Annotated in this window: 7 protein-coding genes; 3 read left to right on the top strand and 4 right to left on the bottom strand. The window is 66.4% G+C overall.

Translation table 11 applies throughout. The annotated features are described in order from the left end of the window. A partial coding sequence (locus BMW54_RS18750) for a hypothetical protein (RefSeq protein ID WP_175472777.1) occupies positions 1-2,145 on the bottom strand: 2,145 nt, incomplete at its 3' end. Between the two features lie 64 nt (positions 2,146-2,209). Then, on the bottom strand, positions 2,210-4,252 hold the full coding sequence (locus BMW54_RS05610; RefSeq protein WP_139206046.1) for a hypothetical protein: 2,043 nt from the start codon (positions 4,250-4,252) through the stop codon (positions 2,210-2,212). A 497-nt stretch (positions 4,253-4,749) separates the two neighbouring features. Here BMW54_RS05610 and BMW54_RS05605 point away from each other — a divergent pair, with 497 nt between their 5' ends. Next, on the top strand, positions 4,750-7,224 hold the full coding sequence (locus tag BMW54_RS05605; protein ID WP_175472776.1) for an autotransporter family protein: 2,475 nt from the start codon (positions 4,750-4,752) through the stop codon (positions 7,222-7,224). A 90-nt stretch (positions 7,225-7,314) separates the two neighbouring features. Continuing rightward, entirely contained in the window at positions 7,315-9,831 is a 2,517-nt protein-coding gene (locus tag BMW54_RS05600) for an autotransporter family protein (RefSeq protein ID WP_090053639.1), read from the top strand. Between the two features lie 435 nt (positions 9,832-10,266). Here BMW54_RS05600 and BMW54_RS05595 read toward each other — a convergent pair whose 3' ends face one another. Continuing rightward, positions 10,267-11,001: a hypothetical protein gene (locus BMW54_RS05595; RefSeq protein WP_090053638.1), complete on the bottom strand. Its 735-nt coding sequence runs from the start codon at positions 10,999-11,001 to the stop codon at positions 10,267-10,269. A 112-nt stretch (positions 11,002-11,113) separates the two neighbouring features. Between BMW54_RS05595 and BMW54_RS05590 the strand changes: the two genes are divergently transcribed. Continuing rightward, a complete protein-coding gene (locus BMW54_RS05590) occupies positions 11,114-11,791 on the top strand; it encodes a J domain-containing protein (RefSeq protein ID WP_090053636.1) in 678 nt (225 codons plus the stop codon). Between the two features lie 17 nt (positions 11,792-11,808). Here BMW54_RS05590 and BMW54_RS05585 read toward each other — a convergent pair whose 3' ends face one another. Then, entirely contained in the window at positions 11,809-13,209 is a 1,401-nt protein-coding gene (locus tag BMW54_RS05585; RefSeq protein WP_090053634.1) for a TIGR03013 family XrtA/PEP-CTERM system glycosyltransferase, read from the bottom strand. Positions 13,210-13,270: the final 61 nt, after the last annotated feature.

Below are 13,270 nucleotides of genomic sequence, written 5' to 3'. Positions count from 1 at the left end.
GGTGCTGGCGATGTAGGGCGGGGCCGGCTGGGCCCTGGGGGCGGTGGAGGGCTGGGTGCGGTTGTCTTCCATGACGAGTGACTCCGGTTGCGTTTCCTGCACGTTCCTCATGTCGATCGAGAGGACGGGATTCGTGGATGGATTCGTATCCGACTTACCTGTGCCGCTCGCGTTCTGCACGGTATAGACGACCCGGGCCGAGCCGTACCCTGGTATGCCTTCCTGCGAGACGATGCTCCATATCTTTTCGGCCGAAATGTCGAAGTCGACGAAGACCTTCAGTTCGGGAACGGGTGGCCGTACCGGGTCTCCTTCCACGTAGTCGTCCTTTGGAACGAGATCCGTGTCCTTCACTTCATAGGGGGGCAGCACGACGGGCTCCAGGTCGAAACTCGGATGCCCCGTTGGTGTACCGTTCGGCAGCCAGGTGACCGTTATCGTGTCGCCCGCCGCCATGTTTCGATACGCATAGATGCGCACGATGGTTCCATCGGCGCCTCGTTCGGTCAGGACGAGATGACCGAGATCGTTCACCAAGCCTTCGCGGAAAACCGCATATGGCAGAAGGTCGCCGCCGCCGGGGAGCTCGGAGGGATCGGCGATGGTGACGTCCGCGGCCGGCGACCGCGCCGTGTTCTCGAAGGGTTCCGTGGCAAGCTTCCGCAACACGGTGTAATGCGCGGTCCACTTTCCCGGCCCGGTGCCTGCGAGCGTGGGGCCGGGTATCGTCCTCAAGACATCCTCGCCCGGTGTCGACACGACGAAGGCCTCGTCGACAGGAGCACCGTTCCAGTAGAGCTGCACTTCGTCGCCGGCGGCGAAGGCGGGGAGCGCAGGATCGGTGGCCCTCATGCCGGGGATCGTGGCGATCGCATCGCTGTTGATCGCATCGGCGGGAATGATGTTGTCCTTGCCGCCTTGAGTCGAACGAACGACGGGCTTCTTGAGACCTTCGTGCTCGGGGGTGGGGTCGGGATCCTTGCCTCCGGGAATGTAGAGATTGACGGGCGCTTCCGTCGTCTCCTTCGGCTCGCCGATCGGGTTGCCGTTGCGCGACACGCGATAGGTCACGACGACAGGGACGTCCAGGTCGGTGTCCGAGGCGATGGCATTCCAGTCGTCGTACACATCGGTGTACGGGACCGTCAGCGTCATCAGCGGGTCTTGCCCCACCTGCGAAGCGTCGACGGTAAACGGACCGATGTCGCGAACACCCCACCGCAACAGGACGAAGTCGCCCGCCTTGATCTTCCGGTGACCGGGGATGATGACTTCCACACCGCCATTCGCATGCGCGTCACCGTCGGTGACGAGCCCGTCCGCCGCAGCCGGGACTCTGGGCGGCAGCAGGTCGCCGATCTGCTGCGTCAGCAACAGAAGAAGGTATTCGGAATCCGATTCGTCCGATATATTGCCCGCGCGATCCTCGAGCCGGTAAGCGAACGCATGCGCTTCGTCCGCGACGGTCGTCGCCTCGATGGCTTCGAGGACAGCCTTCGGAATGGGGAAGTCGACAGGATCGCGTTCCTCGCCCGCCTTGACTTCCACGGGCGGCAGGCCGTCGATCTTCTCGTGGTCGACGTACAGCCAGACATAGTCGCCCGCGGCCTGGTCGTTGAATGGCTCGATGACGCAGGGCAAGAACTCCCCATCCGGCCCCGATTGCAATTTTTCCGGTGTGACACCGTCCTCGATGACATCCGGAGCGAAGGTGGGCCGGGCGATGGTCCCGCTACCCCCAGGCGGCGTGAGGTCGGTGATGAACGACTGATCGGGGGGGCCGTCTTCCGTCGTTGGCGAGCCCGACGATTCGTAGGTGACGCGATAGTTGAAGCTTTGCGTCACGTCGGGGGGGCGCTGATCCGGCGTGAGGGTGAATGCGAAGTCGGCCGCGCCCGCGACTGGGTGGAGCAGCGGGCCCACCGGCGTGTTTCCAAGCATCAGCTGAATCGTATCCTTCGGATGAAGATCGGCGACGCGGGTCGATAGCAGGACCGTCAGTACGTCGCTCTTCACGGCCTCCTTCAGACGGAAGTCCTTAGGAACACCCGGCGGCAGCCGCGCCAGCACGTCGTCTTCGTTCTGAAAACGCAGGCGTTCAGAGAGCACCCGAGCCGAGCGGGCGGGTTCCGTGGGTAGGGTCATGGCAGCAACTCGTGGCGTGGATGCGGGCGGCCCGGGGTCCGGGCCGCCGACCGATGCTCATAAGCTAATCGGTGCCGCGCGGATCGATATCCGTGACGAATGCGGTCGTCCGCTCGGCTGTGCCGTGTTCATTCTCCACGGTGTATGTGATGTGCGCATGCATCCTGGGCCGGAACCCCTCCAGCTTTCCGACGACCTCTTCCTTGGTGAGATCGATGACGAGCTCGGCGTTATCCGAGATCTGGTCTCGCCTCTTCACGAAGGACCACGGTCTGTCGGTCTCAGGGGGCGCGGCAACGACGTCGGCCGTATGGTCGGTCACTTCATCGATGAACAACATCTTATAGGCAAAGTCGACCGTTACGACGTCCGTTACCGCTTGGTTTTCGTAGGGGGGAATCTTCACATGTACCCCATTTCCCGCCGACTTTCGGGTAATGATCAGACGGTCTGCATCACTGCCGTCGTTACCGACGGCTTCCGGAATTTCGAGTGCCGGCAATCCGGTGTTGCCACCGGGCAATTCGTCGGTGCCGGTGACGGTGATGACCTGAGGTGGCGACAGCGAGTCGTTCACGGCGCCGCCACTGAGCGTCCGACGAATGCGGTACGCAAGGGGCTTGTCACCGGAACCCGCGTCCGTGATGTTCGTCGCGGGCAGTTCGATCGCCAGATCGGCCGCGGCCGTCACGTCGTCTGTGTCGATGGTGCGAGGCGCGAGATCGACTTTGGCATACTCCACGATGAGAACGTCGCCGGCCTGGAAATAGGTCGTCGTGCCGCCCTGGTCGAACCATGGCACGGTGACACCCGCTGCTTCGCCGAAGTCTTCCAGCGGGATCGTGTTATCCGCGCCGCTTGCGCTCTTCAGGGATGGAGCCGTGAGGTTCTCGTTCCACGGGGTCTCCGGATACGGATCCACTCCCGCGGCCTGGTAGAGATTGATGGTTACCTGGTGATTCGGCGAGGTGCCGATGCGCTTGCCGTTACGACTTACTTCGTACGCAACGTTGACATCCACGTTCAGGTCGGCGCCGTTCGCCGTCGTGTTCCAACTATCGAGCACGGTGCCGTAGCTGACGCCTATCGAAATGTCCGCCGCCGGGTCGGCCACGTCGACCGGGACCGACCGAGCCCCGCCCCACAGCAGCGTGATGGTGTCGTCTTTCTTTAGTTTCGTGTCGGCGGGAATGACGACCTGGAGGCCACCTTCGGCACGCGCGTCGGCTTCGTCGATCAACTTGTCGGTGGCGTCGTCGTCGAATGCCGGTACCTTGGGGGCGACCGGATCGAACGCTGCGTTGAGCAGGATCGTTAGTGTCTGGGCCTTGGACCTGGTGGAGTCGTTATAGGCCCGATCGGTGACCGTGTAAGAGAAGCTATGGTCGCCGTCACCCTGATCGGCTATGAAAGTCTCGTCGATATGAATCTCGATCGAATCGCCGACCATGGTCCCGATAACGGCGGTGTCACTCTTATCGTTGATATAGGCAGTGACCGTATCCGTCGCGAGATCGATATCGGAGTAGCTACCGATCGTGGCCTTGAGGTAGTTACCCCCCGGATCCTGCGTGAGGCTGCCGGGCAGAATCCCGTTCGCCATGACTTCGGGAGTGAATTCCGGCGCTGCGAGATGCGACTCATGGGCGGGGGGCTGTGTGTCGACATAGAAGCGAGTACGAGGTCCGAAGTCGACGCCCGATCCAGTACTGAGATACGAGGTCTTGCAGTACACGTGGTGCTCTTTCTCCGGACGCGCGGCGGCCGGTAACTTGAGTACGGCCGTCGTGGCGTTGGAATCGGTCACGTCGAAGGGCGTACCGACGAGGTTGTCATCGGCGTCGACGCAGAGCTGGAGCCTATCGCCTGGGGAGACAACAGCGCGGCTGTAGGTAACGGTAACATCCAGATCGTCATCCTTACGCCTTCCGTCGAGAAGATCCTGAATAGCGGGCGCCGGGAGTGGAGCGACGAAAGCCGTGGCATCGATCGCCGAAGTGACGCCGTTGTCGGACGGGCCGACGCCCGCCCGGGCCTGATGGTAAGCGCGGTGGTGGGTGACACGTACCGGCAGGAAGGTCCGGCTGTCGTCCGATGATCGCTCCATGATCGTCTCCGTCGATGCGTTTGGTAGGAGGCCGGCGATCCTGCCGGCGTCGCCTGCGCGCGCTGAGGCGTGCGGCTATCGAGAGGCTAGGCCGGTCCGTACTCGCGAGCAATAGTTCCTAGGTCGTAGGGTGCGCTGTCCGGTATCGGACAGTTCGCATGTCCGATACCGGACGGTCGCGCATTCGTGAGGCATCAGAGCCGGCACTTCCGCCAGGCAACGTCGGCTCGCGGGGCCAGAAAACGGGCGGCCGCCCGCATAATCGGCCTGCATCTTTAGGACTTGTCCTATAGCCGGAGGCCGGCCATGCGCTTCATCATCCCGCACCCGCCGCCGCGGTACACGGCATGCGTGCCGGTTCCGGCTCCTCGCGTGCACGGCGCGGGCTCCCGCGATGACGTCCCCACCGCTCATCCATCAAAAGGAAACTACCGATGAACACATCGCGCTCAGACGCGAGGCGCGCGCGTCTGTACCTTGCCCTTGCATCGACGTTCGTGACATCTCAGGCTTTCGCCCTGACGGTCCTGAACCCCGGTGAGTCGGCGACCGTCGCCGCCACGGATACCCCCGACGCCTGGTTCCTGCAAGGCGCGGCGACCAACCGCACTGGCCTGACGTTGCTCGACAACGCGCGTGCGAACGGGATCGAGAGCTATTTCGGCGACGTCGACATTCGCCAGGGTGCGCGGGTCGAAGCAACGGACATCGCGCTCTTTCTGGGTGAATCGACCGTAGCGACGATCGTCGGCGCCACCGTTGTCAGCCAGGCGAGTCGTGCGTTGGTGATTGCGAACACGTCGAACGCGCCGAATGCGCCGGGTGCCACGGTCAGCGTCACGCGCAGTAGCATCCAGGGTCTCACCTATGGCGTGAGCGTCAGCGCTGCCGGTCACCTCGTGCTGGACGAGACGACGGTGACCGCATCGGGGGTCTTCGATACGCCGCCCTTGTTAACGGGAATCGGGGCTGGCGTGTTCAATGGAGGGCTCGACGTGACCAATGGTTCGAGCATCACGGGGCAGTACGCCGGGTTGCTGCTGCGAAAGGACGAACGGATCTCGGCCGGCGATGTGGGGCGTAACGTCACGATAGACAGGTCGACGGTCGAAGGTGTCGATGGTCCCGGCATCATGATCGAGTCGCGCAACGCGTCGGTCAACGATGCCAATGTCGTCGTCATTCGCAATGGCAGCACGTTGAAGGGCAATGGCACAGCGATCGTCGCAGGCGAGAATTCGTTCGGGGATATAACGGTGTCGCGGAGTACCGTCGTGGGCGATATCGTGACGACGGGTACCGGCGCGCTGAACGTCGCCCTGAACGATATGTCGCGTCTCGACGGAGCGATGAATGGCACCATCGCCGCGACGTTGACGAGTGACGCGACGTGGCAGATGAACGCGCCATCCGAGATCGCCTCCCTCGATCTCTCCGGCGCCACCGTCGCTTTCGCCCCGACGGGGGACACCAGCCGCCACACGCTCACCATTCGTGGCGATTTCGGCGGCTCGGGCGGGGCCGTGGCCCTGAATACCGTCCTCAACCAGGGCGGTGCGCTGGCCGAGCAGATCAGCGATCGTCTTCTCATCGAGGGCGACGTCACGACGTCCGGTCCGACGAGACTGGTCGTCGCCGGCAGCGGCAACGGCGGCCTCACCGACACGAACCGGAACGGTATCGTCGAGCCCAACGAAGGCATCTCGCTCGTGCAGGTCGCCGGCACGTCGCGCGCCGATGCATTTGCACTGCAGGGCGACTACGTGGCGGCGGGCGCGTTCAAGTACACGCTTCACGCGTTCGGGCCGGGACAGGTCGACCAGGCGCAGAACGCGCTCGCAAACGGCGTACCGCTCGCGTGGGACTACCGTCTGGGCAACAGCTACGTCTGCGAGCACGACTGCGATCCGGTCGAGCCACCGATCGATCCACCCGTCGACCCAGGCGTTCCCCCGGTCGACCCGCCGGTGGAACCGCCGGTCGATCCCGGCCCGGGGGAGGGCGAGCGCCTGGAGGTCGTCCCGCAGCTGGCGTCGTACCTGTCGGCGCCCGCGGCACTGCTCACCTACGGCGACATGCTCAACGACGGTCTGCACCAACGCCTGGGCGAGTTGCGTTCAGGCACCTCCAGCGATCCCGTGGGGGGCGAGGTCTTCGCACGCTATCTGGGCGGCCAGCTCCGGTACACGTCGAATCTGTCGTTCACGCGTTTCGGCTACGACTTCGATCAGCAGGTGAATGCGCTCCAGCTGGGTGGTAGCGTCATCGCGCTCGACGGCGACAACGGATCGTTGCGCGCGGGTTGGGCCGCGGATCATGGAACGACGCGCGTCACGCCGAAGGCGGTGGACGGCGACAGTTCGGCGAAGTATCGCGCGAACGGGATGTCGGCCTGGATCACGTGGCAGCACGGCAGCGGGTTGTGGGTCGATGGCGTGGTCGGCTCCACGCGTTTCCGCGGCGATGTCGGCACGGACGCACGCGGTGCCGACGTGGGCCGCATCCGCGCGAACGGGTGGACGATGTCGGTGGAAGCGGGCATGCCGCTCGCGATGGGTGGCGACTGGACCGTCGAGCCACGGTTCCAGCTGAAGCACCAGCAGCTGAACTTCCGCAACTTCACCGACGTCGACGGGCTGCTCGTCCGGCTCGGCACGGCGAAGCAGACCAGCGCGCGCATCGGAGCGCAGGTGGCGCGGACGACGAACGTGAAGCTCATGCCTTATGCGAGCCTCGACCTCACGCACACCAGCAACGGCGATCCGGCGGCCGACGTGTCGAACGCCGAATGGAACGTCGCCGAGCGCTTCGGCTCGGGTCGCGTCGGCAACGCGTACCGATTCGCCGCGGGCGCGGTGAGCCAGCTTACCGACCACGTGCAGGTCTACGGGCAGGGCACATACCAGCACTTCGTCGGCAGCTATGGCATGCGCGGCTGGTCCGGCAACCTCGGCGTCCGCGTCACGTTCTGACCGCCCTCGTCGATCCACCCCTCAAGAAACACCGCCGGCCGTGACGGCCGGCGGTGTGTTTCCGCGCCCCCGTTTCAAGGCAAGCAGTCCATGCGCCATCGCTCGAACACGCATCTCCGCCCGCTCAGGTTGTCCATCGCGATCTCCGCGACCTGCTGGCCCCTCTCTCCCGCCTTCGCGGGGGACGTCGCACCCGGGCAGAGCGTCGTCGTCGACGGCCGGGACGCCGGTGGCGAGAAATGGACGGTGGCTTCCACCGGCCACCTCGAGGTCATCGGCGGAAGTCGGATAGGCTTCGTCGACGTCTCCAACGGCACGTTGCTGATGCGTACCAGCGAGGGGACGGGACGGGGATCGATCATTCCCTACGGCGTGAGACTCGCCAATGGCGCGATGGGGACCTTCGACGCCGCGCGCGTGAGCGGCGATCTCGCGGGGCTCACCCTGTCCGCGCATGCCGGTGCGCCTGGCGACAACGCACGGGCGTCGGCGATCGTCCGCAACCGCAGCGAGATTCGCGGGAGCAGCGCAGGGGCGACGCTCTATGCGAATTCGATTCTCGAGGTATCGGACAGCGATGTCACGGGTACCGACGCGGGCTCCGTCGGCCTCGCCATCCATGGGGGAACGGCGACGCTGCGAGAGAACAGCTCGGTCACCGGGGATGCCCACGGCGTCTCGGTGGCCGCGGCGATCACCGCGGGCCTGGTCACGGGCGACCTCAAGCTCGTCGTGGATGGCTCGTCCGTCGAAGGCCGCACGGATAGCGCCATACAGGTCACCACGCTCGACCCGTCATGGGCGACGCGGACATCGATCGAGCTGCGTAACGGCGCCACGCTACGGTCGGGAAACGGCGTGGCGATCGGCCTCGATGCCGGAGCGTCCGCCGCCGTGCTGGTCTCGGGCAGTGACATCGCGGGGGATATCGTCGCCAGCGCGGGCGCGCGGGGGACGCTCGATCTGAAAGACGAAGGCACGCTGACGGGTGCCGTGCGCGGCGACATCGCGGTTGGCGTCTCCGATGCGTTGTGGCGTGTGACTGGCGATTCGACCGTGAGCACGCTCACGCTCGAGCGCGGCACGATACGTTTCGACCGTGCCGATGCGCCCGGACGGCTAGTCGTGCGAGGCGACCTCACCGGTACGGGAGGTGCGGTCGCTTTGAACGTCGCCCTGGCTGCCGGTGGCGCCTCGTCGGGTCGGACCACGGATCGCCTGCTTATCGAGGGCGATGTCACGACGACGGGCACCACCAAACTCGTCGTCACGGGCCGCGGCGCGGGCGCCCCGACCGACACGAACGGCAACGGTCTGCCGGACGCGGGCGAAGGCATCTCGCTGGTGCAGGTGGGAGGTCGCTCGACGGCGGATCGTTTCGTGCTGCGCGGCGGTTACGTGGCGATGGGTCCGTGGCAGTACACGTTGCACGCGTTCGGACCCGGCGTCGCGGACGCGTCGCAGAGCGAGCTTCCCGGGGGTGTCCTCGGCTGGGATTACCGGCTGGCCAGTCGCGACGTCTGCGAGGACGGATGCGAGCCGGTGGAACCACCGGTCGATCCGCCGGTCGGTCCCGTCGAGCCGCCCGTGGATCCCGTGGAGCCGCCGGTGACGCCCGGCCCCGGGCCGGGCCCCGGCAGCCGCCCCGCCGTCGTGCCGCAGCTCGCGTCGTACCTGTCGGCGCCGACGGCCCTGCTGACTTACGGCGATGCGATGGCGGACGGTCTGCACGAGCGGCTTGGCGACCTGCGCGACGGCGCGCCCGACCGTCCCTTGGGCGGCGACGTGTTCGCGCGGCTCGTCGGGAGCCAGCTGCGTTACACGTCGAACCTTTCCTTCCGGCGTTACGGTTATGACTTCGCACAGCGACTCGACGCCCTGCAGTTGGGGGGAAGCATCGTCGCGGTGGATGGTGACGCCGGTTCGCTGCGCGCGGGATGGGCCGCGGAGCGCGGGCGCACGCGTGTCACGCCGAAGGCACCCGACGGCGACAGCTCGGCGGAGTTTCGCGCCAGCGGCGTGTCCGCCTGGACGACCTGGCGACACGAAAGCGGTTTCTGGGTGGATGGCGTCGTAGGCGCCAGACGATACAGCGGTGACATCGGCACCGCATGGCGCGGAGCGGACGTCGCGCGCCTGCGTGCGAACGCATGGTCGATGTCGATCGAAGCCGGCATGCCCGTCGCGGTGGGCGGCGACTGGTCGTTCGAACCACGCATGCAGGCGCATCACCAGTCGCTGGCATTCCATACCTTCACGGATGCCGACGGGCTGGACGTGACACCCGGCCGGTCGAAGCAGACCCGGGTGCGCCTCGGTGCACGGGTCGCACGCATGCCGGGCGGCCGTTTCGCTCCCTATGCGAGCGTCGACGTGATGCGCACCGGCGGCGGAGCGAGGTCGACACGGGTGTCTGGAAGTCCCTCGGGAACGACGGATGCGTTCGGTAGCGGTCGCAGCGGCGATCTCTGGCGTGTAGCGGCCGGCGCGGTGAGCCAGCTCACCGACCACGTGCAGGTCTACGGGCAGGGCACGTACCAGCATTTCGTCGGCAGCTACGGCATGCGCGGCTGGTCCGGCAACCTCGGCGTCCGCGTGACGTTCTGACATTCCGGCAAGAAGAACCACGGCGGCACGAAACGATGCCGCCGTGGCGCCGGAAACCGGCCGCTCGCGAGTCGACATCGTAGCCGCGGACGGATCGCGCGTCGTGCGCGTTCCGTTTGCTGCGCATCCTTGGATCCTTCCTCGCGCATCCCTGCGCGCTGCGGTCCATTCCTTTTGCGCGTCCTGCTCCTCGAGGCCATCCTGCTGGCGGGCTTCCTGCCTTTCCCGTCCGCGGCTCCCGATGTCGAGGTTTGAGCCTAGTCGCCTGACTTCGCTGGGAAAATATGCCGGTGGTTGTAGGCGTCGATGTCCGTTTTCGGACGCCGGATCACGCCGTTTCGATGGAATTATGTCCGCACGTCCATAGGAATGGCGTCAGCGCTGGCATCGCGCGCGGATGCACGCCTCGACAGGTGTCCGGAACCGGACGGCCGATCAACGGAATGCGATGATCCACAACGCGGCGCCCTGCACGGGGGCGGCCGTCCAGTGCACGCGATAGGTGCCGGCCGCTTCCACCTGGCGCCACGCGACCGCGCCCTGCACGCCGCTTTCGTCAGGCAGTTCGACGAAGGCGTCGATGAGCTGGAAGCCGTCGCCTGGCGTCACGGTCATTCGCTTCACACCGCCGTCGCCCCACCAGAAAGCCAGCAGCGTCGCGGGACCGTCCACCGTGATCTCGTCGCTCGCGACGATCAGCGACGGCTCGGCGTACGATTGCGCGAACGCGCGCACACGCGTCGCGTCGCGCACTTCGACGAACGGCATGGAAAGTTCACCTGCCGGTTCGCCGCGCTTTTCGATCGAGACGCTGTGTCCCTCGCCACCCTTGCCACCGTTCGTGATCCACGCGCTGACGCTGAAGCGGTCGCCGTAGCCGGCGTAGGTCATGGCATGGCCGAGGCGCTTCCACGTGTTCCCGTACGTATCGGCGGGCCGTGCGTCGTTGCTCGCGTAGCCCGCGTTGAAGGCGATGAACACGCTGCCGGCCTGCCGGGTCGTCAGCGCGGGCGTGCGCGCGGGGCTGACGCCAAGGCCTTCGCCCTGGCCGAGAAACGCATGGGCGCCGAGCGACGGCGCGGATGACGAGCTGTCGGCGCTCATCGCCGCGCGCGGTTGGGCGAGCAAGAGGGCGAGCGCGACCGCGAGGCACGGGAGCCGTGCGGGCATGGCGATTCTCCAAAAGTTGTACTTGTCAGTGCGATGGGCCTGCGCCACGCTTGGTGGCGCGGGACGCGAGTAAGAGGATCCGTCACTCACGCCGCCCCAGGGGAGCCATCCGGTGGCACACGAAACCGACTTTCTCGATCTCTACGGCAAGCTGCGGCTGGAGCCTGGCTGCTCGCTGGACGAGTTCAAGCAGGCGTATAGGCGGAACGTCGCGCTGTGGCATCCCGATCGCCGCCGCGGAACGCGCGCCGACGCGATCGCGGCCGCGCGTCTGCAGCGTCTCACGGCGCAATACGGGGCGGCGATGGACTTCTATCGCAGGCACGGCCGGTTACCCGGTGCGCCGGTCGTCGCGCAAGCTCCGGTCGCTGAAACCGTCTCGGCCGAGCCGGCCGCGATGCCGCGCATCGACCCGGTGGCTTCCGTGGCGAGCGGCGCGGAGGCGCCGGCCCGCGCGCGCCGCGTCGCGCCGCGCTGGTGGTTCGGCGCGGTGCTGCTCGGCATCGGTGCCGTCGTCTGGTCGACGTGGCCGGACGGACCGGAGTCCGATCCGGGCGAGGATCCGGGATCGCCCGTCGCGACGCGTGCCGACGCCGTGCCCACAGGCACGCTCGCGCTCGGGATGTCGCCCGACGAGGTGCTCGCGATCGAAGGCGAGCCCACGCGCCGCGGGACCGATCGTTGGGAGTACGGTCCCTCCTGGGTGCGCTTCGAAGGCGATACCGTCGTGGACTGGCATAGCTCACCTCTTCGGGCGCTGCGCGTCGGCTCCTCCCGGCCGCGCCCCTGACGTCATGACCGCGGCGCTTACCGTGCGCCGCGTCCGAACAGCACCACCTCCACCGTCTCGATGAGGATGACCACGTCGAGGAACAGGTTATGGTTCTTCACGTAGAAGAGGTCGTATTTGAGCTTCTCGGCGGCGTCCTCTTCCGATGCGCCATAGGGGTAGCTCAGCTGCGCCCAGCCGGCGAGGCCCGGTTTGATGCTGTGGCGCAGGTTGTAGAACCGGATCTTCGTCTCCAGGTCCGAAACGAACTGCGGACGCTCAGGGCGCGGGCCGACGATGCTCATGTCGCCGCGGATCACGTTCCACAGCTGCGGCAACTCGTCGAAACGCAGCTTGCGGCAGATGCGGCCCACACGCGTGATGCGGTCGTCGTTGCTCGATGCCCAGCGTGCGACGCCGTCCATCTCCGCGTCGGTGCGCATGCTGCGGAACTTGTACAGCCAGAACGTGCGGCCGTGCTCGCCGACGCGCTCCTGCCGGTAGAGGATCGGCTGCCCGTGCCCTGATTCGATCCGGATCGCGAGCATCACGCCGAGCATGATCGGCCAGCAGAGCAGGGCGATCAGCGATGCGGCGCCGATGTCGAAGGCGCGCTTGACGAAGAGCGCGACCGGCGTCGCGTTGAAGCCGCCGGAGAAGACCAGCCAGGACGGGTCGAGCATGGTGAGCTGGACACGTCCCGCCTCGCGTTCGACGAACGTGGTGAGATCGGTGATCTGCACGCCGAGCTGGCGGCACGCGAGCAGATCGTCCATGGGCAGGCTGCCGCGGCGGTCGTCGACGCCGACGACGATCTCGTCGAGCCGTTCGCGGCGGGCGAGCTCGGCGAGCGTCGAGCCGGACTTGACGAGGAGCGCTTCCGGAATCGCCACCTTTTCGTTCGGTCCCTGCACGTAACCCAGCAGACAGAAGCCGCGGCGATCCGAGCGGCGGCGCATCCGCGTATGGATCTGGGCGGCGCGCTGCCCGGCACCAAGGACCAGCACGCGCCGCTTCAGCGACTCCATCTCCACCAGGCGCATGAACAGGGCGCGGAAACCCGCGGTCGCGATGAAAGCGATGATCAGCGCCATGCCAAGGACGCCACGGCCGACATAGGCCTGCGGTATGACGTAGTAGCCGACGACCAGCGCCAGGCCGCCGAGGGCGAAGGCGATGGCATGGCGGGCGAGCTGGCCGCGCCAGCTCATGCGCAGGGTGGAGCGGTACTCGCCGAGTGCCGCCATGCACAGGAAGATGACGACCGCGAACATCGTGGCCCGGGCGGTGACGGTATGCGTCGATGCCGCGAGATCCTCCGGCGAGGGGGCGAAGCGGATCCAGGTCGCGGCGTTCAGGGATGCGGCGAGCAGGAGCAGCTCGCACGTGCCCAGCAGGGTCAGCCAGCGCACGATCGGCTGTCGGAACAGGCGGATCATCGGTCATTCCTCATGACATGCATCCCCTGCATGCTCGTGTTTCAAGGCTAGGTAGCGTGGC

It is taken from the genome of Luteibacter sp. 329MFSha (assembly GCF_900111665.1).
Classification (GTDB): Bacteria; Pseudomonadota; Gammaproteobacteria; order Xanthomonadales; family Rhodanobacteraceae; genus Luteibacter.
This window is presented reverse-complemented; position numbering and strand designations above follow the sequence as displayed.